The sequence below is a fragment of the Streptomyces synnematoformans genome (genome assembly GCF_039531005.1).
Taxonomy (GTDB): Bacteria; Actinomycetota; Actinomycetes; order Streptomycetales; family Streptomycetaceae; genus Streptomyces; species Streptomyces synnematoformans.
Genome location: NZ_BAAAPF010000111.1, coordinates 1 through 20,632, shown reverse-complemented (window position 1 = coordinate 20,632; position 20,632 = coordinate 1). Strand labels below are relative to the sequence as shown.

22 protein-coding genes and 1 pseudogene are annotated in these 20,632 nt (G+C 72.9%); 10 read left to right on the top strand and 13 right to left on the bottom strand.

The features are described from left to right. Positions 1-199, bottom strand: a pseudogene (locus ABD317_RS17855) (hypothetical protein); the annotation flags it as partial. A 120-nt stretch (positions 200-319) separates the two neighbouring features. Here ABD317_RS17855 and ABD317_RS17850 point away from each other — a divergent pair. Further along, complete coding sequence (locus tag ABD317_RS17850; protein ID WP_344290961.1) at positions 320-1,027, top strand: TetR/AcrR family transcriptional regulator; 708 nt, start codon at positions 320-322, stop codon at positions 1,025-1,027. 30 nt (positions 1,028-1,057) lie between these two features. On the opposite strand, the gene ABD317_RS17845 is transcribed toward ABD317_RS17850, so the two are convergent. After that, on the bottom strand, positions 1,058-1,573 hold the full coding sequence (locus ABD317_RS17845) for a DUF1203 domain-containing protein (protein ID WP_344290959.1): 516 nt from the start codon (positions 1,571-1,573) through the stop codon (positions 1,058-1,060). Between the two features lie 233 nt (positions 1,574-1,806). Between ABD317_RS17845 and ABD317_RS17840 the strand changes: the two genes are divergently transcribed. After that, positions 1,807-2,169 carry a YciI family protein gene (locus ABD317_RS17840; protein WP_344290958.1) on the top strand — a complete coding sequence of 121 codons (363 nt, stop codon included), beginning with the start codon at positions 1,807-1,809 and terminating at the stop codon, positions 2,167-2,169. Here the strand turns inward: ABD317_RS17840 and ABD317_RS17835 are convergent. The 11 genes from ABD317_RS17835 to ABD317_RS17785 form a co-directional block, all read right to left on the bottom strand. Next, complete coding sequence (locus tag ABD317_RS17835; RefSeq protein WP_344290957.1) at positions 2,166-2,945, bottom strand: hypothetical protein; 780 nt, start codon at positions 2,943-2,945, stop codon at positions 2,166-2,168. The two genes, ABD317_RS17840 and ABD317_RS17835, sit on opposite strands and share 4 nt — an antisense overlap. An 89-nt stretch (positions 2,946-3,034) precedes the next feature. Further along, positions 3,035-4,123, bottom strand: coding sequence for an amidohydrolase family protein (locus ABD317_RS17830; protein WP_344290956.1), 1,089 nt, complete (start codon positions 4,121-4,123; stop codon positions 3,035-3,037). A 164-nt stretch (positions 4,124-4,287) separates the two neighbouring features. Continuing rightward, the gene (locus tag ABD317_RS17825; protein WP_344290954.1) at positions 4,288-6,153 is read right to left on the bottom strand and encodes an ABC transporter ATP-binding protein; all 1,866 of its coding nucleotides are present in this window, start codon (positions 6,151-6,153) and stop codon (positions 4,288-4,290) included. After that, positions 6,150-6,584: a lasso peptide biosynthesis B2 protein gene (locus ABD317_RS17820; RefSeq protein WP_344290953.1), complete on the bottom strand. Its 435-nt coding sequence runs from the start codon at positions 6,582-6,584 to the stop codon at positions 6,150-6,152. Before ABD317_RS17820 ends, ABD317_RS17825 begins: the two co-directional genes overlap by 4 nt. Next, on the bottom strand, positions 6,581-6,835 hold the full coding sequence (locus ABD317_RS17815) for a lasso peptide biosynthesis PqqD family chaperone (RefSeq protein WP_344290952.1): 255 nt from the start codon (positions 6,833-6,835) through the stop codon (positions 6,581-6,583). Before ABD317_RS17815 ends, ABD317_RS17820 begins: the two co-directional genes overlap by 4 nt. Positions 6,836-6,884: 49 nt before the next feature. Next, complete coding sequence (locus ABD317_RS17810; RefSeq protein ID WP_344290951.1) at positions 6,885-8,741, bottom strand: lasso peptide isopeptide bond-forming cyclase; 1,857 nt, start codon at positions 8,739-8,741, stop codon at positions 6,885-6,887. A gap of 25 nt (positions 8,742-8,766) precedes the next feature. After that, entirely contained in the window at positions 8,767-8,877 is a 111-nt protein-coding gene (locus ABD317_RS17805; protein WP_344290950.1) for a keywimysin-related RiPP, read from the bottom strand. Positions 8,878-9,255: 378 nt separating this feature from the next. Then, positions 9,256-9,654, bottom strand: a complete 399-nt coding sequence (locus ABD317_RS17800; RefSeq protein WP_344290949.1) for a pyridoxamine 5'-phosphate oxidase family protein — start codon at positions 9,652-9,654, stop codon at positions 9,256-9,258. A 70-nt stretch (positions 9,655-9,724) separates the two neighbouring features. Continuing rightward, positions 9,725-10,315, bottom strand: coding sequence for a Uma2 family endonuclease (locus tag ABD317_RS17795; protein WP_344290948.1), 591 nt, complete (start codon positions 10,313-10,315; stop codon positions 9,725-9,727). Positions 10,316-10,436: 121 nt separating this feature from the next. Continuing rightward, positions 10,437-11,768: a 6-phospho-beta-glucosidase gene (locus ABD317_RS17790; protein WP_344290947.1), complete on the bottom strand. Its 1,332-nt coding sequence runs from the start codon at positions 11,766-11,768 to the stop codon at positions 10,437-10,439. Continuing rightward, on the bottom strand, positions 11,765-12,523 hold the full coding sequence (locus tag ABD317_RS17785) for a DeoR family transcriptional regulator (protein ID WP_027755144.1): 759 nt from the start codon (positions 12,521-12,523) through the stop codon (positions 11,765-11,767). Before ABD317_RS17785 ends, ABD317_RS17790 begins: the two co-directional genes overlap by 4 nt. Positions 12,524-12,641: 118 nt before the next feature. Between ABD317_RS17785 and ABD317_RS17780 the strand changes: the two genes are divergently transcribed. From ABD317_RS17780 to ABD317_RS17745, 8 genes are all read left to right on the top strand, one after another. Continuing rightward, positions 12,642-13,742 (top strand): PfkB family carbohydrate kinase, encoded by a 1,101-nt coding sequence (locus ABD317_RS17780; protein ID WP_027755145.1) that lies wholly within the window; start codon positions 12,642-12,644, stop codon positions 13,740-13,742. 87 nt (positions 13,743-13,829) lie between these two features. Next, positions 13,830-15,242: an extracellular solute-binding protein gene (locus tag ABD317_RS17775; protein WP_344290963.1), complete on the top strand. Its 1,413-nt coding sequence runs from the start codon at positions 13,830-13,832 to the stop codon at positions 15,240-15,242. Continuing rightward, the gene (locus tag ABD317_RS17770) at positions 15,242-16,144 is read left to right on the top strand and encodes a carbohydrate ABC transporter permease (RefSeq protein WP_344290946.1); all 903 of its coding nucleotides are present in this window, start codon (positions 15,242-15,244) and stop codon (positions 16,142-16,144) included. Before ABD317_RS17775 ends, ABD317_RS17770 begins: the two co-directional genes overlap by 1 nt. Further along, entirely contained in the window at positions 16,141-16,965 is an 825-nt protein-coding gene (locus ABD317_RS17765) for an ABC transporter permease subunit (protein ID WP_027755148.1), read from the top strand. Before ABD317_RS17770 ends, ABD317_RS17765 begins: the two co-directional genes overlap by 4 nt. Positions 16,966-16,973: 8 nt before the next feature. Further along, positions 16,974-17,972 (top strand): 5-dehydro-2-deoxygluconokinase, encoded by a 999-nt coding sequence (gene iolC, locus ABD317_RS17760; protein ID WP_344290962.1) that lies wholly within the window; start codon positions 16,974-16,976, stop codon positions 17,970-17,972. A 190-nt stretch (positions 17,973-18,162) separates the two neighbouring features. Beyond that, positions 18,163-19,050: a Cgl0159 family (beta/alpha)8-fold protein gene (locus ABD317_RS17755; protein WP_344290945.1), complete on the top strand. Its 888-nt coding sequence runs from the start codon at positions 18,163-18,165 to the stop codon at positions 19,048-19,050. Further along, a complete protein-coding gene (iolB, locus tag ABD317_RS17750; RefSeq protein ID WP_344290944.1) occupies positions 19,047-19,946 on the top strand; it encodes a 5-deoxy-glucuronate isomerase in 900 nt (299 codons plus the stop codon). Before ABD317_RS17755 ends, iolB begins: the two co-directional genes overlap by 4 nt. Then, the coding region (locus ABD317_RS17745) for a thiamine pyrophosphate-binding protein (RefSeq protein ID WP_344290943.1) at positions 19,943-20,632 on the top strand (690 nt) is incomplete at its 3' end. The genes iolB and ABD317_RS17745, both read left to right, overlap by 4 nt.

The window sequence follows — 20,632 nt, the reverse complement described above, 5'->3', positions numbered from 1 at the left end:
ACCCGTCTCCAATCTGCGAGTTCACTCGCCATACGCGACCTCGTGTCGCACCGCCGCCGGTGATCTGGACCGCGTTGCAGTGCAGGTCGTCGCGGATGACGGCGAGTTCGCGCCGGACGACCGCGGGGTCGACGTGCGTGCGGGATGTCTGGCCGTGGACGACGAATCCGGTGTCGTAGGTCATTCCTCTGGCGCGCATGGTGGCGTCTCCGTGGGGTGGTCGTGCGGGTCGGTCGTGGGGGGGGGCGGGTCGAGGCTGGCAGAAAAATTGCGTACACGCAATTTTGCGTACGCGCAGGATGTGTGGAACGCTGACACCGTGACGACACCGCCGTCAGGGCTACGGGAACGGAAGAAGCAGGCCACACGGGAGGCGCTGCGCGCGGCGGCCCTGCGGCTGGCCGTGGAGCACGGGCCGGACCGGGTGCGGGTCGAGGACATCGCCGAGGCGGCCGGGGTCTCGCCGCGTACGTACAACAACTACTTCGCCAGCCGCGAGCAGGCGATCGTCTCCGCCGTCACCGCGGACCGGGAGGCGAGGATCGCGGCGGCGGTCGCGGGCAGGCCGGCAGGGGTGCGGCTGGCTGACGCGGTGACCGATGCGGCGGTCGAGCAGTACACGAGCACCGGCGAGCGCGAACGCGAGGCGCTGCTGCTGATCACCACCCGGACCGCGCTGCGCGACGCGTTCCTCGACACGACCGCCGGTATCGAGCCCCCGCTCACGGCGGTGATCGCCGAACGGCTGGGGGGAGCCGGAACGCGGACAACCGCCCGCGTGCTCGCGGCGAGCGTGGCCGCGGCTGTTCGTATCGCGTTGGAGGACTGGCTCCGGGGCTGGCGTCGGCCGGGTGGGGCTGTGGAGATCGCGGGGGCCGCGGGGAATGCAGAGAACGCGCAGGCTGCCGGAGGGCTCGACGCCGGGGGGCTGGTCGTGCCCGCCGGCTCGCTGCCCGACCAACTCCGCGCGGCACTGGCCCCGCTCGCGCCCGCGCTCGACGCCGCCGAGCGAGGGGCGGGGCCGTGAGCTGAGATCATTCAGGTGGCATGGCGATTACTACTGCTCGGCGGAGGGCCGCCGCACCTCGAAGTGGAAGCATCCGTATTCCAGTGCCCTGACGTGCACGAGCACCACGTCAGGGTCCTTGAACGCATCGTCGAAGGCTGCGTCGAAGCCGGCCGTGGCGTCGGCCGGAATCTCCAGAAGGCGGCCACCTGCGATATGACCCCGGGCGTCATACCGACGCACGGTTCGCAGAGCGCCCGGCCGGTCGAAGGGATAGTTCTCGCCGGGGGTGAACCCACCGCAGTCATCGGCGTGGATGAAGACGGGCCCCTGTTCGTCGTACGCGCCCGGATCTGCACCCCGCGCGGCGGCCCAGCGACGCAACGGGGCATACGAGACAAGGGCGATCCGCTCGCCGAGCGTGATGGGGCGCAGGCAGCAGCGCAGCGGCGAGCCCACGTCGTCGCGGGTCGCGAGGTACGGCGCACAGGGACGGCCCGCGTCATCGGCAACCCGCAGTTCCTTGAGGGCGGCTGCGTCGACGGGGAGCACGGTGTACTTGGTCATGCGCCCATGCTGGATCGACGCACGTGTCTTTGCTGGCAGAAAACGGACGTCGTGTTGGCGCGCGCCCACGCAGCAGGCTGGGGCTGTCCCGGCGACGATCCGCGGTGGGTGGGTGCGCGTGGCGGGGCGAAACTCGGGTTTCGGTGCCGAAAGTGGGGCCTATTCGATAGGTTTTATCCGGAATCGGGTCGGTACCGGTGAGCGTTCCGTACGTACGAGAGGAAGGTCCCGCTGTGGCGAAGTTCGTGACCATCGGATACGGGGATCAAGACGGCTACGACCGCACCGACGCGGCGATTCGGGACGAGGCGCATGCGCATGACGCCCGCCTGCTGGAGGCCGGGGCGACCGTGGGGATCGCCGGCTCGCCGGTTCAGGTGCGCAACCCCGACGGCGCGGGCGCGACTGCGGAGAGCGGCTCCTTCCTGTCCTCCGCTCTCCCGGTGGCCGGTTTCGCGATCATCGAAGCCGCAACCCTTGAGGAGGCCGTCCAACTCGTGTCGAAGACGCCGTGTGCGGTTGCGCGGGGCGTGGTCGAGGTCTGGCCGTTGCAGGAGCCCTCCGGACCCGCCGCCCCCCACGTCCCCGCGCGCTAAGCGAGTTCGTGAAAGTACTCCGCGCCGTACTTGACGTCCCACCCGCCGGCGACCAGCCCGCGGACGGCCTCGATCAGCGCCGCGCGGCCCGGCGAACCCTCCTCGCTCCACAGCGACCAGTTCGCGGAGACCGACACCTCCACCTGGCCGTAGTGGGAGGCGTGCAGCGTGATCGGTGCGCGGGCGCCGATTCGGCGCATCTCGCGCGTCGGTCCGGCGACCCACGCGGCGCCCTCCCGCCGGTGGCACGGCACCCTGGCGACCCAGCGAGCCTCAGCGGCCTCCAGGGCCACGTCCGCGGAGGCATCCGCAGCATCCGCGGCGTCCACGGGGGCGCGGACGCGGGTGGCGTTGAACCACAGGTCCGTCCAGCCGACCTTGTGCGTGTCAGGCACCGGGGAGACCTGGGCCTGCGCGCGTTCCAGCCAGGATCTGAGGGCTTCGACCGACAGCTCCTCCACCGACTCGACCACCGGATCCACGTGCCAGGGGTCGACGACGTCGAGCGCCTGGTCGTGGGTCTCCCCCGCCGCCCGGCGGTCGTGCACGAACCAGTGCGGACGCCGCGGGCCGACGCCGGTCTCCGGGTAGTCGGTCTCGCGGTCGTGACAGCCGATCACGGCCTCGGCGCTGAGGGGCCGCACCAGCGGCCACAGGCGCCGGATGCCGTGCATGAGCCGGCCGATGGCGGACTCGTCGTCCGGCGTCGGTCCCGGCCGCTTCCACGGCTCCGCCAGCGTCAGCGTCGGGCCGCCGTTCTTGTGCTCGAACACCATTCCTGCGCACCCCCGCCCCGCCGGCACCACGGCGGGAGCGTACCCCCGCGCGGCCGGGACCCCTCCGGGACCGGCGCGGCAGGCGCCTGTCACACCTCGCAGACCTCCGGCGCCCGCTCCTTGATCCCCAACAGGTCGAAGTAGTTCTGCCCCAGCGCGATCCGCCGGAACGCCTCGTCGCCCAGCGCCTTGTTGATCCGGCTGGTCACTTCCAGCTCTTCCTTGTAGACCCCGAAGTCCTTGTCGCGCGACGCGACGAAGTCCGTCCCCGGGACCGCCTGCTCCGGATACGCGTCGAACAGCGCCGCGTACTTCTCCCGCACCCCCGGCTGGCCGAAGTACATGTCCTCCAGCACCCGCCAGCTCAGGTCGAGCGTGAGGTTCGGGTGGCGGTCCAGGAGCCGCCTGAGGAGGGCGATGTGCGCGTCGGGCTCCATGGTCGACAGCTCCTTGGAGAGCCCCATGTGCGCCCAGACGATCTTGTTCTGCGGGTACAGCTCCAGCACGCGCTCCATCAGGGGCAGGTAGCGCGTCGGCTCCCGGTCGTTGCCGAGGTCGGAGTGGATGGTGATCGGCATCCCGCGGCGCCGCAGCTCGTCCATGAACGGCGCCCACTCCTCGATGTCCTCCTCGTCCGCCGGCTCGTGGTGGTTGGGGAGGAGGGCCTGCTTGATGAGGTTGACCTCGCCCATCCACTGGAACATCCCCGGGAACTCCTTGTCGAGCAGCCGCATCCCGTCCATGACACCTTCCGGCTCGGCGAGGTCGGGGTACGTCATGGACAGGGCCAGGTCGACGTCGTCCTGCTTGTGCTCCACGACGTTCTCGGCGTTGACGAAGTCGTTCTTCAGGCTGGGGAGTACGGGGGTGCCGGGGCAGTCGAGGTAGTAGGTGCAGGGGGAGTCGACGGGGAGCTTCTGCCCGATGCCGAAGACGCCGGCGTGCCGTACGCCGGTGCGCTTGAGGTAGCCGACCAGCTCGCGGAACGGGACGGCCTCGCCGCCGAAGGGCCGGAAGTGCAGGTGGGCGTCGACGACCGAGGTGTACGGCCCGGTGCGGCGGTCGAAGCAGTCCTGCTCGGTCGCGGACGCCGCGGACCCGGCGGCGGGTCCGAGGACGGCGGCGGCGAGCCAGGTCGTGGCGGTGACGGCGGCCTTGCGAGTCATCACGTACGGCACGCGGAACCCCTTCGGCGGTGGAGCGGGTGGAGTGCGACGAAGGGATTGTGTGATCAAACGGGAGGGGGCGCGGCGGTGCCCCGCCGCGAAGATCCGCAGACAACCGCAACGGGCTACACCCCGCCGCGGCGGGGCGGGCCCCGGTCCCCCCGCGGGCCGGCCCGTCACGCTCCGCCCGGGTTCACGGCGGGCGGCGTGGGCGCGTCGGCGGAGGTCCGGGCCTCGGCGGGGCGGAGCATCTGTCCGGCGGCCAGCCTGCGGTAGAGAGGGCTGCTGGTGAGCAGGTCCTCGTGACGTCCCTGGGCGACGGTGCGGCCGCCGTCCAGCACGACGATCTGGTCGGCGTGCTGGACCGTGGAGAGCCGGTGTGCGATGACCAGCAGGGCGCATTCCCGGGCGACGTCCTTCATCACCGCGGTGAGCGCGGTCTCGTTGATGGTGTCGAGGTGGGAGGTGGGCTCGTCGAGCAGGAGGATCGCGGGGCGGGTGAGCAGGGCGCGGGCCAGGGCCACGCGCTGGCGCTCTCCCGCCGACAGCGTGCCGCCGCGCTCGCCCAGCATGCCCGACAGCCCGCCCGGCAGCCGCCGCACGACTCCTTCCAGCTGGGCGAGTTCGATGACGCGCCGGAGTTCGGCCCCGGTGGCGCCGGGCGCGGCATAGGTGAGGTTGTCCGCCAGGGTGCCGTGGACGACGTGGGTGTTCTGGTCGACGGCGGCGATGCGCCCGCGGCATGCCGTGCGGCTCAGCGCGGTGGCGGGCAGGCCGTCGAACAGCAGGGTGCCGGAGTCCGGTTCGTAGAACCGGGCGACGAGGGCGAAGATCGTGCTCTTTCCCGCCCCCGACCGGCCGACCAGGGCGGTCTGCTGCCGGTGGGGGACGGTGAACGAGACGCCGCGCAGCACCGGCCGGTCCGGGTCGTAGCCGAAGCGGAGATTCCGCAGGGCGAGGGCGGGCTCCCGGTCCGCGGCGGCCGGCCGGCCCGGTTCGCGCGGGAACGCCCGGACGGCGGCCGGCGGCTCCCGGGAGGGCTCCGCCGGCAGGGCCAGCGCCTGTTCGATGCGCTGGTAGGCCCCCATGCCGCGCTGGATCAGGCCGACCGCCCGGAAGACCGAGGACAGCGGAAGGACCAGGTAGGAGGCGTACAGCAGGAAGGCGACCAGGTCGCCGAGGGAGTTGGCGTCGCCGTTCACCCGCAGGCCGCCGATGACCAGCACGATCAGGAAGGAGCCCTGCACGGCGAGTTCGACCGCGGGGCTCATCAGGGAGGCGAGTTTCGCGGTCCGTACGCCGGCGCTGTGGGCCGTCTCGACCCGTTCTCCGATACGGGCCGCCTCCCGCTCCTCGGCGCGGTGGACCCGGACCATCGGCAGGGCGCCGAGGGCGCGTTCGAGGTCGGCGGCGATCGCGCCGACGGAGGTCTGCATGCGCTCCGAGGCGGCCCGGATGCCCCGGAGGAGCGAGGCGACGATCACCGCGGCGGCGGCCACGGTGAGGGCGACCAGGAGCAGCAGGAGCGGGTCGATCCACAGCATCAGGACGATCGCGCCCGCGGCGACGAGGGCGCCGGTCACCAGATCGACCAGCGCCTGGGAGACGACTTCTCTGAGCAGGGTGGCGTCGGCGGTGACCCGGGAGATCAGGTCGCCGCTGCGATGCCGGTCGTACTCCCGCATCTCCAGCCGGAGGAGCCGCGCCACCAGACCGTGGCGGAGCCCTCGTACGATGCCTTCGCCCATGCGCTCCAGGACGAAGCGGCCCACCGCGCCCGTGGCCGCCTCGGCGAGGAACAGCGCGGCCAGGAGCAGCAGCAGGGGCCACAGCACCTGTTCCCGTCCGCTCGCGTCCACGATCTGTTTGGCGACGAGCGGCTGCGCCAGCCCCACGGCGGAGCCGGCCAGCGTGAGCACGGTGGCGACGAGGGCCGCGGTCCGGTGCCCGGCGGTCAGCCGGTACGTGGTGGCGACCGCGACCCGGGTGGAGCGGTCGCCCCCCGCCGCGGGCCGTGCCTGATCCGCCGGGCCGTCGGTCATCGGTGCGACCGGCTCCCGGGCGCGACCGTGAGGAGCCGGGCGAAGTAGTCGTCGGGTACGTCCTCGGCCACGGGGCGGCCGTCCGCCTCGATCCAGGCGTGCGCCGTGAAGGGCGCCACCACCCGCACCCCGGCGCACCAGGTCGGCCAGGTCCCGGAGAGCCGGCACAGCAGCGCGGCTCCCAGGGAGCGGGGGAGGCAGCCTTTCGGCCCGGCGCAGCGCAGGCTCACCGCGCACATCGCGTCCCGGGCGTCCCCGGCCTGTACGGCGGTGGCCGCCGTGGCCCCGCGACGGGCGAGGTGGAGCACGGCGCGGAGCCGGTGGGGCGGCAGGAGGGAGAGCCCGAGGGCGGGGAGCAGGACGAGGCGGGCGGCCAGGCGTCTGGGGAAGGGCACACCGGTGGGCCGTTCCAGGGCGCTGGGCGTCGTCATTCGGCCAGCCCCGAGGTCCGCAGCTGCTGGACGAGGGCGTCGACGTCCTGCCGCGCCCGGGCGGGGTCGATGGCGAACTCGTCGACGAGCGCGGCGACCGCGGCGGCCTCGTCGCCGCCGGCCATCAGCGTGCTGACCACCAGGGTGCCGGTGGGGTTCAGCTCCCAGTACTCCCCGGCGCGGGCGTCCAGGAGGACCGTGCCGTAGTCCGTCTCGGCAGTGGAGACATCGGCGCCGAACTTCAGTGGCATGCGTGTGCCTTTCTGCTGGGGTCTGCTGGGGTCTGCCGGGGCGGTGCGGTCATGGGGAGGCGGGGGCCGCGGTCCGGGCGGCTCGGCCCAGGCCGCGCAGCCACACCTCGGCGGCGATGGTCGAGTAGAGGATCGGGTCCTGCAGTTCGGGGGTGCCCGGCCGCTCGGCGAGCCGGCGCAGGCCCGCGCTGTCGACCAGGCCGAGCCGCTCCAGCCGGGAGTCCTCCCAGAGCGCCCGCAGATCGCCGCGGTGTGCACGCAGCCCGTCGGATGCGTCCATGGAGGCGGCGGCCTTGTCGGTGCGGCGCAGGCACGCGTCGGGCACGATCCCGCTCATGGCGGTGGTCAGGAGGGGTTTGTACCGCCAGGGCGTGACGCGCTCGCTCGGGCGCACGGCGAGGCATGCCTCGATGACGCGGTCGTCGAGGAACGGCGACGCCATCGGTACGCCGGCCCGGGCGGCCATCCGGTCCCACTGGCGGGTGATGCGGGTGCAGGAGCGGATCTGTTCGAGATCGGTGTGCATGCCGCGGTCCGGGTGCAGCGGTACGGCGGTCGCGGCGGCCCCGCGCAGCGCCCGCCGGGCCATTCGTTCGGCGTCGGGGGTGACCCAGTCGAAGAGGCGCGGGACCATGCCCCAGCCCAGGCCGGCGCTGACGGTGGTGGGAAGCGGGGCGCGCAGGCGGTCGCCGGCGTCGGCCAGCCACTTCCCGTACGGCCGCGAGTCGGCCAGCGCGCGTACCGTGCCGCCCAGCGGCCACTGCCACAGAGCCCGGAAGCCGCGCACCTGGCGCAGGGCGAACACCGGGCGGGTGCGCAGCAGCCGGTGGTAGTACGCCTCGGAGCACCAGGTCACGTGGTCGCCGCCGATGCCGGTCAGGTGCAGTCGGCTGCCCCGCTCCGCCAGGGCGGGCAGGTGGTGCAGGACCCTGGAGCGGTCCATGACGCCGATGGTCGGTTCGTCCAGCAGGTCGTCGATGGCGAGCAGGTCGGTGTAGACCAGCGGTGAGGCGTCCGCGTCCCAGACCACGTGGTCGACGTCGGGCATCGACCGGGCGGCCTGCTCCGCCCAGTGCAGGTCGGTGTCGGCGGGGTCGCGCCCCGGCCAGGTGCTGGCCACCACCGCGGCCGGCGAGCGGTCCGCCAGGAAGCAGACGGAGGTGGAGTCCAGTCCGCCCGAGAGGTCGCAGCTGACCACGCCGCCCTGCCGGGTGCGGGCGTCGACCGCCGCGGCCAGGGCCTCCCGGACGAGGGGGGCGCCCTCGGCGAGGGTGCGTACCGGTTCCGGCGGCGTCCACCAGCGCGTGTGGCGTACGGTCCGGCCGTCCGGCGCGACGATCAGCGCGTCCTCGGGGGCCACGGCGGTGATACCGCGCCACATCGGTGCCTCGGCGAGCGGGTGGGGGACCGGCCACAGCAGCCGGACGGCCAGCTGCTCCTCGTCCGGCTCGCTGCCGAGCGCGGCGGCGAGCACGTCGGCGCTGCTGGCGGCCACCTGCGTGCCGGCGACGGGGGCGTGGAAGACCAGCCGGAGCCCGGAGGCGGTGCCCTGCACCCGGAGCCGCCCGTCGAGCGCGGCGACGAGGTGGCAGCTCCCCGGCAGGGAGCGGGCCAGCGCGTCGAGTTCGGCGAGGTCGCGCAGCCGCCCGGCCTGCCGCTCCAGCTCCGCGGCGTCGACCGGGCAGCAGCCGACGACGGCGAGGGCCGTGCGGCCGGCGCGCGCGGTGACGATGTCCTGGTCGTGCCACCGCCCCACCAGCCAGGGCCGGCCCGAGGCGTGCCGCAGGACGTGCGTGCCGGGGCGGGCGAGGGAGCGGGCCACGGCCGTCGCGTCCTCCCGGTCGGTGAAGACCGTGAAGTGCGCGTCGCCGGGGCCCGTCCCCGCACTCTCGTGCTGTTCACTCATGGCGTCGGTTCGGGACCGTCGCTCGTCAGTTCTTGCTCAGGATGAGACGGTCGTTGCCGGCGCGCATCAGGAACCCGGTCTTCTTCCGGAACGCTCCGAGCCGGATCAGCGTCGGTGCTTCGTATGTCTTCTTCATCGCGTTTGTCCTCACGTACGGGTGTCTCGATCGCCCCTCCTGGCTGACCAGGAAAGCGGGGTGTACGCCAGGGATACCCACGGGGCGGTGACGCGACAAGATGCCCCGAAAACGTGTGATCATAGGCAAAATTCCCCTGTGGCCAGAGAGCATCACCGTGGCTCATGAGGTTTGCCACAGGGAAAGACGAAAGAGGGTGCTGAGGGCTGGACGCCCCAGGTCAGCGCGGAGTGGGCGCGCGTGTTCCGGGCCGGGGGAGGCGCACGGCGGTTGTGCCGAGGGGGCTCGCCCACGCGCGCCGTACGGAGCCGCCGGGGGGCGCACCCCGCTCCCGCCGCCGCGCCCCCTTCCCCGCTCCCGCCGCCCGAACGGGCCCGGCTACTGCGCCGTGCCCGCGAGCAGCCAGCGGCGCACCGGTACCCGCAGCAGCACGCGACCCACTCCGGGGCGGGTGGGGGCGGTGACGTCCCAGTCGTACTTCGCCGCGAAGGCGGCGACGACCGGGGGCGGGAAGTCGCCGGTCAGCGACGCGGTGCCCTCGGCGACGACCGGGTGCGTGCCGTTCTCCAGGGCGAGGGAGACGCGCGGCTCGCCGCGCAGGTTCCGGACCTTGACCGCACTCGCGTCCGTGCCGACCCACCACGTCCCGTCCTCGTACACGAACCACACGGGCGTGACGTGCGCGGACCCGTCGGGCCGGACGGTGCACAGCCAGGCGTTCCACTCCTCGGCAAGTCGGGCCCGTACGGATTCCGAGAGGTCGGGGAGAGTGTCCATCCGGCCATCCGACCAGACGGGGCCCGCGCGGCGCATCGGGCGGCGGGTCGGCCGAACGTCCTAGGTCTGCTCAGCGCGCGAGGGTGAGTGCGATGTCGATGTCGAACGGGGCGCTGAGCTTGAGGCGGTCGCGGTGGATCCCGGTCGGGACGTAGACCCCGGTCGCCGGCTCCAGCTCGAAGACATAGACGACCGGCTTGCCCTTCTCCTTCTCAACCCGCCAGAAGTGCTGGATACCTGCCTTCGCGTACTTCAGCGGCTTGGTTTCCCGGTCGCGTTCCTTGGATTCGGGTGAGACGACCTCGACGGCGAGGACGACATCCGCGGCGTCGTACTGCGTCTCCTCCCCGCCACCCAGGGCCTCGGCGCGCAGGACGATCAGGTCGGGCTCGGGTCGCTGCTGGCCGTTGATGACAATGGTCATCTCGCCCTTGACCGCGAGATCGTCCGGCACCGTACGCCGCAGCCCGTTCAGCAGCGTAAGGATGGTCTCGAAGTGAAACGAACTCTGCGGCGTCACGAAAACGAGGCTCCCGTCGATCAGCTCCGTGTGCGGAGGCAGGTCGGGGAGCGTGTCCAGGTCGTCGGCCGTGTAGCCGCCGGACGGCGGCGTCGGCCATGCAGGCGTCGTGTGCTCCGGCTGCTTCGGTGCCACGCTCATAGCAGGTGCTCCCATACGGCGGATTCTCGTCCGTACGACCAGCGTACCCACCGGGAACGCCGATCTTGCCCCTCGCACGAGTGACCGACCGGCGCCCCCTTGACAAGCGGAGGCCGGTGCCTCAGATCCCGCGGGCCGCCAGGAGGCGGCCTGCCGCGTTCACCGAGTCCACCAGGGGGTGCAGCGACATCGCCCGCAGCGCCTGCGCGCGGCTGCCCGTGTCCGCCGCCGCGATCGTCGAGCGCTCCACGTCCTTCAGCGTCAGCATCAGACCCAGCTGGTCCGCCGCCGCCGGCGGCGTCGGCAGGGGGTGGGCGCCGGTGGCGTCGACGCGGCAGGGGACCTCGATGACCGCGTCGGCGTCCAGGCCGGGGACCGTGGTGCGGTTCTTGACGTTGAGGATCAGGGTGGCGCGTTCGTCGCGGGCGATGGCGCGCATCAGGGCCAGGGCGACGCGGTCGTAGCCGCCGCCGTCGAGGTCGCACGTGTCGCGCTGCCAGCCGCCCGTGCTCTCCCGGCTCTCCGCCATGTACGTCGCCTCGCGCTCCTTGCGGGTGCGCTCCCACACCGCCGCCGCCTCGCCGGGGTCGGCCGCGGCGGCGGCGTAGAACGCGGCCTGCTGCTCGCGGAGGAACTCGCCGCGGGTCGCGGGGGCGTCGCGCAGGGCGGTGACGGCCTCGCGGTTGAAGTAGTAGTAGTGCAGGTACTCGTTGGGCAGGGAGCCCAGCGCCTGCAGCCAGTCGGCGCCGAAGAGCTTGCCCTCCTCGAAGGACTCCAGGGTCGCCGGGTCGGCGAGCAGCGCGGGGAGGCGGTCCTCGCCGTCGACGACGATGCGGCGCAGCCAGCCGAGGTGGTTGAGGCCCACGTAGTCCAGCTCGGCGCGCTCCGGGTCCACGCCCAGGGCGCGGGCGGCGCGGCGGGCCATGCCGACCGGGGAGTCGCAGATGCCGATGACGCGGTCGCCGAGGAGGCGCTGCATGGCCTCGGTGACCATGCCGGCCGGGTTGGTGAAGTTGATGACCCAGGCGCGGGGGGCGACCGCCGCGACGCGTTCGGCGATGTGCATGGCGGCGGGTACGGAGCGCAGCCCGTACAGGACGCCGCCGGCGCCGACGGTCTCCTGGCCGAGCAGGCCCTCCGACAGCGCCGCGCGTTCGTCGCGGCTGCGGCCTTCGAGGCCGCCGGCGCGGATGGCGGAGAAGACGAAGTCGGTGTCGCGCAGGGCGTCGTCGAGGTCGGTGGTGGTGCGGACCGCCGGCGGCCGGGCGCCGGTGGCGGCGGCGTCGGCCGCGTGCTGTGCGAGGACGGCGCCGATGGCCGTAAGGCGCCGCGGGTCCGTGTCGTACAGGACGAGTTCGGTGCACCGACCGGACTCGTCGCCGCTGTCTTCGAGCAGGGCCCGGTACACCAGCGGCACGCGGAACCCGCCGCCGCCCAGCACTGTCAGCCTCATACTGTGACTACCTCCACACCGGCCTCGCCGAAGGTCGCGAGGGTCGCCGGGTCCGATGACGTGTTCGTGATGAGCATGTGCACGTCCTCGGGGCCGCAGATGCGCACGAGCCCCGAGTCGCCGGGGAACTTGCCGGCGCTGGCCAGCAGCACCACCTGCCGGGACGCTTTGATCATGGCCCGCTTGACGGGCACCTCGACGTGCGTGCTGTCCAGCACGCTGCCGTCGGGGAGGATGCCGCTGGCGCCCAGGAAGAGGCGGCCGACGTACAGCTCACGGAGGTTGGACTCGGTGAGCACGCCGACGACCGAGCGGTAGTTCCGCCGGACCTCGCCGCCGAGCAGGATCAGCGTGACCGCGGGGTCGTCGCGCAGCTCCTCGTAGACCGCGAGGTTGCTGGTGACGATGGTCACAGGGCGGCCCCGCAGCCGCTGGGCCAGCGCCAGCGTGGTGGTGCCGATGTCGAGCAGCACCACGTCCCCGTCCTCGACCAGCTCCGCGGCGCGGGTGGCGACGGCCTCCCGGCCGCCGGGGTCGTCGACGGCGACCTCGGCGAAGGGGCGCTCGTCGTCCGCGCGGGCGGCTACGGCGCCGCCGTAGACCCGGGTGAGGCGGCCGGCGCGGCCCAGCTCGGTGAGGTCGCGGCGGGCCGTGGCCTCGCTGACGCCGAGGCGCGTGGCGATCTCCCGGACGGGCAGCACGCCCTCGTCGCCGAGGATGCTCAGCAGCTTCTCGTGGCGCGTCTCTCGCAGCATGGACCGCAATGTACTCCACGTGAGCGAGTTTGCGCGAGTGTGAGTGACCTCTTGCAAAATCCGTCGCGGAGGTGCAAGGTGTCGCTCAATGTGAACCACGAGCAGGAAGGACACGCCGTTGAGCACTCCATCGGCGGTCCGCACAGCGATCGACCCGCTGGCGGGCACACGGGCTCCCGGCGATCCCGAGCACGACGTTCTCCTCACCGGCACCGTGTTCATGGACATCGTCTTCACCGGCCTCGAAGGCGCCCCCGTGCGCGGCAGCGAGAACTGGGCCCGCGGCATGGGCTCCAGCCCGGGCGGCATCGCGAACATGGCCACCGCGCTCGCCCGCCTCGGGCTGCGCACCACGCTCTGCGCGAGCTTCGGCACCGACCTGTACGGCGACTACATCTGGGAGAGCCTCGCGGAGAACGAGGGCGTCGACCTCGGCCCGTCGCGGCGGCTGGCCGGCTGGCACTCGCCGGTCACGGTCTCCATGGCGTACGAGGGCGAGCGCACCATGGTCACGCACGAGCACCCCGCGCCCGCGCCCGTCTGCACCGAGCTGCCGCGCGCCCGCTCCGTCGTGGCGTCGCTGGAGCCCGGCCGGGACGAGGAGTGGGTCCGGCACGCGCACGACAAGGGCTCGCAGGTCTTCTCCGACGTCGGCTGGGACGAGACCGGCCGCTGGGACCTGGCCGCGCTGACCGGCCTGCGCTACAGCCACGCCTTCCTGCCCAACGCCGCCGAGGCGCAGCAGTACACCCGCACCGACTCCCCGGAGCAGGCCGTCCGCGCGCTCGCCGAGCTGGTGCCGATCGCCGTGGTGACCAAGGGCCCCGACGGCGCCGTGGCCGTGGACGGGATCACCGGCGAGAGCGCCGACGTGCCCGGGCTGCTGGTGGACGCACTCGACCCGACCGGCGCCGGCGACGTGTTCGTCGCCGGCTTCATGACCGGGACCCTGGCGGGCTGGCCGCTCGCCGACCGGCTCGCCTTCGCCAACCTCACCGCCGCGCTGTCCGTACAGCACTTCGGCGGCTCGCTGTCCGCGCCCGACTGGACGGAGGTGGCCGCGTGGTGGATCGAGGCCGCCGCCCGCGCCAAGGCCGGCGACGCGGACGCCGCCGAGGTGGCCCGGCGGTACGACTTCCTGGACGGCCTGGTGCCGGCCCTGGTGCGGAGCCGTCCGCGCCGGCGGGCCATTCCGACCATCGGCTTCCGGGACGAGTAGAACGAAGGAGTTCTGATGGGATTGCGCAACAAGGGCGGCGGTAGACCGCGGGCCCGGACGAGGACCAGGAGCAGGTCGAGGACCCTCGTGCCCGCCGCGCTCGCCGCCGGGCTCGCCGTCATAGCGGCCGGCTGCGTGCCCGGCACCGACGGCTCCGGCGCCGTCCAGGGCGGGGGCGCCGGCGGTACGGGCGGCGTACCGGACCCGTCGAAGGCGGGCAACGTGACGCTGACCGTGTGGGACCAGGAGGTCCGCGGCGGTCAGAACGCGGAGATCGAGCAGCTGAACAAGGAGTTCGAGGACAAGTACCCGAACGTCAGGATCAAGCGGGTCTCCCGGAGCTTCGACGACCTGAAGACGACGCTGAAGCTCGCGCTGTCCGGCAACAACCCGCCGGACGTCGTCCAGGCCAACCAGGGCTACCCCGACATGGTCGCGTTCGTGCAGGCCGGGCTGCTCACGCCGCTCGACAACTACGCGGGCCTCTACGGCTGGAACACGCGCTATCCCAACACCCTGCTGAACCTCAACCGGGTCTCCGCTGGGGGTACCACCCAGGCCGAAGGCTCTGGGGGAGGCAAGCAGTTCGGCACCGGGCGGCTCTACGGGATCTCCCAGACCGGCGAGTTCGTCGGCCTCTACTACAACAAGGAGAAGCTCGCCGACGCCGGCCTGGAGCCGCCGAAGACCTGGAAGGAGTTCACCGACAGCCTCGCCACGCTCAAGGACGAGGGCGAACTGCCCATCCAGTTCGGCAACCTCGACCAGTGGCCCGCCATCCACACCTTCGGCGTGCTGCAGGACCAGTTCGGCGCCGCCGAGACCCGCGACACCGTCCTCGGCCGCGGCGACGGCTTCGACAACGCGCACACCAAGGAGGCCGCCGCGCTCCTCGCCGACTGGATCGACAAGGGCTACCTGCCCAAGGACGCCAACGGCCGCGGCTACGACGACGCCAACAAGCAGTTCGCCGACGGCGACGGCGCGTACCTCATGACCGGCATCTGGGTGCAGGCCGACCTGACCAAGCCCATGGGCGACAACCTCGGCGTCATGGCCCCGCCCCCCGCGACCGAGGGCGGCAGCCCCGTCACCACCGGCGGCCAGGGCCTGTCGTGGTCCGTCACCTCCAAGTCCGCGCACCCCGACGTCGCCGCCGCCTACCTCGACTTCATCACCAACGAGCACGCGGCCGACGTCATGACCGAGAACGGCGTGCTGCCGGCCGTGCCCGGCAAGGCCGCCGACGAGGTCGACCCGGACAGCCCCGACGGCCAGATGATCGCGGCGTGGAAGCGGCTGAACGAGAACGACGGCCTGGTCCCGTACCTGGACTACACGACGCCCACGTTCTACGACACCGTCTCCGCCGCGCTGCAGGACCTCATCGCCGGCAAGACCTCGCCCGACGGCTTCGCCAAGAAGCTGCAGGACGACTACGGCGCGTTCATGGAGAAGCAGCGCGGCGACGACGCCGGCTCCGAGCCTGCGGGGTCGTGATGAAGTCCCTCTCCGCCGGCTACGGCCGCCGCGCGCCGGGCGAGCCACGCGCGGTCGGCTACCTGTACGTCCTGCCCGCGCTGGTCATCTACGCGCTGTTCCTGCTCGTCCCGTTCGGGCAGTCGGTGTGGCTGTCGTTCCTGCACTGGGACGGCCTGACCCGGGCCACCTCCGCGGGCTTCGACAACTACTCCGACATCTTCACCGACCCGTCGCTGCGCGCCCCGTTCGGGCACGCGCTGGTGCTGCTGATCTTCTACTCGGCGCTCCCGGTCTGCATCGGCCTGCTGCTCGCGGCGGCGATGTCGCGGATCCGGGTGCGGGGCCTGACGTTCTTCCGCACCGTGCTGTTCCTGCCGCAGGTGCTGGCGATGGTCGTCGTCGGCGTCGCGTGGCAGTCGATCCTCGCGCCCGACGGGCTGCTGAACGACGTGCTGCGCGCCGTGGGCCTGGACTCCCTGGCCCGTCCCTGGCTCGGCGACTACGACTGGGCGCTGCCCGCCGTCGGCATCGTCGGGACGTGGGTGATGACCGGTCTGTGTCTCGTGCTGTTCCTCGCCGGCGCCCAGCGCATCCCCAAGGAGCTGTACGAGGCCGCGCGGCTGGACGGCGCGGGCGCGTTCCGCGAGTTCTTCGCGGTCACGCTGCCGGCGCTGCGCGCCGAGATCGCGGTCGCGCTGACCCTGACGATCGTCGCCGGGCTGCGCAACTTCGACCTGATCTACGTCATGACGAGCGGCGGCCCCGGTGAGGCCACCTCCGTGCCGGCGTACGAGGTCTACCACCGCGCCTTCGAGCTGAACCAGGTCGGTTCCGCCGCGGCCGTGGGCGTCGCGCTCACCGTGCTGATCTTCACCCTGACCGTCACGGTCTCCCGGCTCGTCGAAGGACGGCGCTCATGAGCAGCAAGATCGAACGCACCTTCACGTACGGCATCCTGTCGATATTCGCCGTCATCTCGCTGACGCCCGTCATCGGCATCCTGTCGACGGCCTTCGGCGAGAAGGGGTCGCTCAACACCGGGTTCTCCCTGCCGGAGGGCGGGCTGAACTGGAGCAACTTCTCCGACGCCTGGAGCCAGGGCCACTTCGGCACGTACCTGGGGAACTCGATCCTCGTGGCGGTCGTCGTGGTCACGGTCGCGACGGTGCTGTCGATCCTGGCCGCGTACGCCTTCGGCGTGATGCGCTTCCCCGGCTCGAACGTGCTGTTCTACGTCTTCGTCATCGGCCTGACGCTGCCGCAGGAGGCGCTGGTCGTACCGCTCTACTTCGACCTGCGGCACTACGAGATCACCGACACCTACTGGGCGCTGATCCTGCCGCAGACCGCGCAGTCGCTGGCGTTCGGCGTGTTCTGGATGCGGACGTACTTCCGCAACAGCGCGCGGTCCGTCATGGAGGCGGCGCGGGTCGACGGGGCGAACAGCTTCACGACGCTGTGGCGGATCCTCGTCCCGATGGGGCGGCCGGCGATCACCACGATGATCGTCATCACCTTCATGTGGACGTGGAACGAGTTCCTGATGGCGCTGGTGATGATCAGCGAGGAGGGGCTGCGCACGGTGCCGCTGGGGCTGGCCTTCTTCCAGGGGCAGCAGACCTCGGACACCTCGCTGCTCGCCGCGGCGGCCGTGCTGATCGCGCTGCCGGTGGTCGTCGTGTACATCGCGCTGCAGCGGCGGTTCATCGAGGGAATGCTCACCGGAGCGGTGAAGGAGTAGGAGTGCAGATGCCGTACGACGTGGTGACCATGGGGCGGGTCGGGGTGGACGTCTACCCGCTGCAGACCGGGGTCGGCCTCGCCGAGGTCAGCACGTTCGGCAAGTACCTCGGGGGCAGCCCCACCAACGTCGCCGTCGCCGCCGCCCGCTACGGGCACGGCGCGGCGGTGATCACGAAGACGGGCGCCGACCCCTTCGGCACCTTCGTCCGCGACGCGCTGCGCGGATACGGGGTCGGCACCGACTTCGTCGGCACCTCGCCGGGGCTGCCCACGCCCGTGACGTTCTGCGAGATCTTCCCGCCGGACGACTTCCCGCTCTACTTCTACCGCTACCCCAAGGCGCCGGACCTGGACCTGGCGGCGGACGAGCTGGACCTGGACGCGGTGCGCGCGGCGCGGGTGTTCTGGATGACGGGCACCGGGCTGTGCGAGGAGCCCTCGCGGGCGGCGACGCTCGCGGCGCTGCGGGCGCGCGGGCGGGCCGCGCACACCGTCTTCGACCTGGACTGGCGGCCGATGTTCTGGCCCGAGGGCGCGGGGGACACGGCCGAAGGGCCGGCGCGCGGGCTGTACCGGGAGGCGCTGGCGCACGCGACGGTGGCCGTCGGCAACCTGGCGGAGTGCGCGGTCGCGACGGGGGAGCACGAGCCGCGCGCGGCGGCGCGGGCGCTGCTCGCGACGGGGGTGGAACTGGCCGTCGTCAAGCAGGGCCCGCGCGGGGTGCTGGCCGTGCACCGCGACGGCGCGGAGACGGAGGTGCCGCCGGTGCCGGTGGAGGTCGTCAACGGACTCGGCGCCGGCGACGCCTTCGGCGGGGCGCTGATCCACGGGATGCTGGAGGGCTGGCAGCTGGACCGGACGATCGCCTTCGCCAACGCGGCGGGCGCGCACGTGGCGGGGGAGCTGGCCTGCTCCGACGCGATGCCGACGGCGGCGCAGGTGGAGGAGCGGCTGCGGGCGGCGGGTGAGGCGCGGGCCGCGGGGCCGCGGGGGGCGGGGTCGTGACCCGGACCCGTACCCGATCCCCGCACACCCACCCCAGGGTAGGCCGCCCCGGTGACACGTCGCGTACGCAGCGTACGCGGTCGGGCAGTGCGACGATCGAAGTACGCACCGCAGCCACGGCGAGCACCGCCACGGCGAGCACCGCCACCGCGACCACCCGCGTACGCGCCCACCTCCCGGAGACCCCCGCATGAGCGTTGAGAAGATCGGCGACCTGACCGCCGCCCGCGTCCACAACCCCGAGGCCGTCGCCGTCGCGGCGGCCGCCCGCCGCCCCGCGGCCTCGCCGCTCGGCGGCGGCGAGACGGGCCGGGCACTGATCATCGCCGCCGACCACCCCGCCCGCGGCGCCAACGCCGTCGGCGCCGACGCCCACGCCATGGCCGACCGCCGGCTGCTCCTGGAGCGGCTGTGCCTGGCCCTGGAGCGCCCCGGCGTCACCGGCGTGCTGGCCACCGCCGACATCCTCGAAGACCTGCTCCTCCTCGGCGTCCTCGACGGCAAGTCCGTCTTCGGCTCCATGAACCGCGGCGGCCTCGCCGGCTCCGCGTTCGAGATAGACGACCGCTTCACCGGCTACGACGCCGAGACCATCGACGCCATGGGCTTCGACGGCGGCAAGATGCTCACCCGCATCGCCCTCGACGACCCGGCCACCGCCGCCACCCTGCAGGCCAGCGCCCGCGCCGTCGACGCGCTCGCCGACCGGCGGCTCGTCGCGATGGTCGAGCCGTTCCTGTCCCGCTGGCAGGACGGCCGGGTACGCAACGACCTCTCCCCGGACGCCGTCGTCAAGTCCGTCACCATCGCCTCCGGCCTCGGCCGGCGCAGCGCGTACACGTGGCTGAAGCTGCCCGTCGTCGCCGACATGGAGCGCGTCGTCGCCGCCACCACGCTGCCCGTGGTGCTGCTCGGCGGCGACGTGGGCGGCGCGGACGGCGAGCGCGCGGTGTTCGACGCCTGGCGCGGGGCGCTGCGGCTGCCCGGGGTGCAGGGGCTGGTGGTGGGCCGTTCGCTGCTGTATCCGGCGGACGGCGACGTGAGCGGAGCGGTGGACAGGGCGGTGAGCCTGCTGTGAGCGGTGCGAACGAGACGAACGGCAACCTGTACGTACGCGACGGCGAGTCGGCCTCCGGCCCGTACCGCACGGTGATCACCCCGCGGTCCGCCGGCTGGGGCTACTCCGGGCTGCGCATCCTCGAACTCGCCCCCGGCGAGAGCCGCACCCTGGCCACCGGCGACGCCGAGCACCTCGTGCTGCCGCTCGCCGGCGGCTGCACCGTCGAGGCCGACGGCGAGCGCTTCGCCCTCACCGGCCGGGCCGGCGTCTTCGGCGCGCCCAGCGACTTCGCGTACGTGCCGCGCGACGCCGAGGTCCGCATCGCCAGCCCCGGCGGCGGCCGCTTCGCGCTGCCCTCGGCGCGCTGCGAGCGCCGGCTGCCGGTGCGCTACGGGCCGGCCGAGGACGTGCCCGTGGAGCTGCGCGGCGCCGGCACGTGCAGCCGCGAGGTGCACAACTACTGCCTGCCGCAGACGTTCGCCGCCGACCGGCTGCTGGTCTGCGAGGTCCTCACGCCCGGCGGCAACTGGTCCTCGTACCCGCCGCACAAGCACGACGAGGCGCGCCCCGGCGAGGAGAGCGAGCTGGAGGAGATCTACTACTTCGAGGTCGCCGGCGGCCTCGACGGCGGCCCCGGCATGGCCTACCAGCGCGTCTACGGCACCGCGGACCGGCCGCTGGACGTGCTCGCGGAGGTGCGCAGCGGCGACACCGTGCTCATCCCGCACGGCTGGCACGGTCCTTCCATGGCCGTGCCGGGCTACGACCTGTACTACCTCAACGTCATGGCCGGCCCCGGCGCCGAGCGGGCCTGGCTGATCTGCGACGACCCGGCGCACGGCTGGATCCGCAGCACCTGGGACGACCAGCGGACCGACCCGAGGCTGCCGTTCGGAGAAGGGACGACGCGATGAGCGGGACAACCGGTGACCAGACGGTGCGGCTCACCACCGCGCAGGCGCTGGTGCGCTTCCTGGCCAGCCAGTACAGCGAGCGCGACGGCGTCGAACAGCGGCTGATCCCCGGCATGTGGGGCATCTTCGGCCACGGCAACGTCGCCGGCGTCGGCCAGGCGCTGCTGCAGGCGGCCCGTACCGGCGAGGCGGACCTGCCGTACCACCTCGCCCGCAACGAGCAGTCCATGGTCCACTCCGCCACCGCCTACGCCAAGACGGCGAACCGGCTCCAGACCTACGCCTGCACCTCCTCCATCGGCCCCGGCGCCACCAACATGGTCACCGGCGCCGCCCTCGCCACCACCAACCGGCTGCCGGTCCTCCTCCTGCCCGGCGACGTCTTCGCCACCCGCGCCGCCGACCCGGTGCTGCAGCAGCTCGAAGACCCGCGCAACGGCGACGTGTCCGTCAACGACGCGCTCCGCCCCGTCTCCGCGTACTTCGACCGCGTCGACCGCCCCGAGCAGCTGATCCCCGCCGCGCTCGCCGCGATGCGGGTGCTCACCGACCCCGCCGAGACCGGCGCCGTCACCCTCGCGCTGCCGCAGGACGTGCAGGCCGAGGCGTACGACTGGCCGGCGGCGTTCCTGCGCCGCCGGGTGTGGCACGTGCCCCGGCCCGCGCCCGAGCCCGCGGCGCTGGCC

Excerpts from the sequence above, each read along its gene's own strand:
- ABD317_RS17845 (WP_344290959.1), bottom strand. The coding sequence starts at position 1,573 with ATGACCAAGTACACCGTGCTCCCCGTCGACGCAGCCGCCCTCAAGGAA.
- ABD317_RS17835 (WP_344290957.1), bottom strand. The coding sequence starts at position 2,945 with ATGGTGTTCGAGCACAAGAACGGCGGCCCGACGCTGACGCTGGCGGAG.
- ABD317_RS17825 (WP_344290954.1), bottom strand. The coding sequence starts at position 6,153 with ATGACCGACGGCCCGGCGGATCAGGCACGGCCCGCGGCGGGGGGCGAC.
- ABD317_RS17820 (WP_344290953.1), bottom strand. The coding sequence starts at position 6,584 with ATGACGACGCCCAGCGCCCTGGAACGGCCCACCGGTGTGCCCTTCCCC.
- ABD317_RS17815 (WP_344290952.1), bottom strand. The coding sequence starts at position 6,835 with ATGCCACTGAAGTTCGGCGCCGATGTCTCCACTGCCGAGACGGACTAC.
- ABD317_RS17810 (WP_344290951.1), bottom strand. The coding sequence starts at position 8,741 with ATGAGTGAACAGCACGAGAGTGCGGGGACGGGCCCCGGCGACGCGCAC.
- ABD317_RS17805 (WP_344290950.1), bottom strand. The coding sequence starts at position 8,877 with ATGAAGAAGACATACGAAGCACCGACGCTGATCCGGCTCGGAGCGTTC.
- ABD317_RS17800 (WP_344290949.1), bottom strand. The coding sequence starts at position 9,654 with ATGGACACTCTCCCCGACCTCTCGGAATCCGTACGGGCCCGACTTGCC.
- ABD317_RS17795 (WP_344290948.1), bottom strand. The coding sequence starts at position 10,315 with ATGAGCGTGGCACCGAAGCAGCCGGAGCACACGACGCCTGCATGGCCG.
- ABD317_RS17790 (WP_344290947.1), bottom strand. The coding sequence starts at position 11,768 with ATGAGGCTGACAGTGCTGGGCGGCGGCGGGTTCCGCGTGCCGCTGGTG.
- ABD317_RS17785 (WP_027755144.1), bottom strand. The coding sequence starts at position 12,523 with ATGCTGCGAGAGACGCGCCACGAGAAGCTGCTGAGCATCCTCGGCGAC.
- ABD317_RS17770 (WP_344290946.1), top strand. The coding sequence starts at position 15,242 with ATGAAGTCCCTCTCCGCCGGCTACGGCCGCCGCGCGCCGGGCGAGCCA.
- ABD317_RS17765 (WP_027755148.1), top strand. The coding sequence starts at position 16,141 with ATGAGCAGCAAGATCGAACGCACCTTCACGTACGGCATCCTGTCGATA.
- iolC (WP_344290962.1), top strand. The coding sequence starts at position 16,974 with ATGCCGTACGACGTGGTGACCATGGGGCGGGTCGGGGTGGACGTCTAC.
- ABD317_RS17755 (WP_344290945.1), top strand. The coding sequence starts at position 18,163 with ATGAGCGTTGAGAAGATCGGCGACCTGACCGCCGCCCGCGTCCACAAC.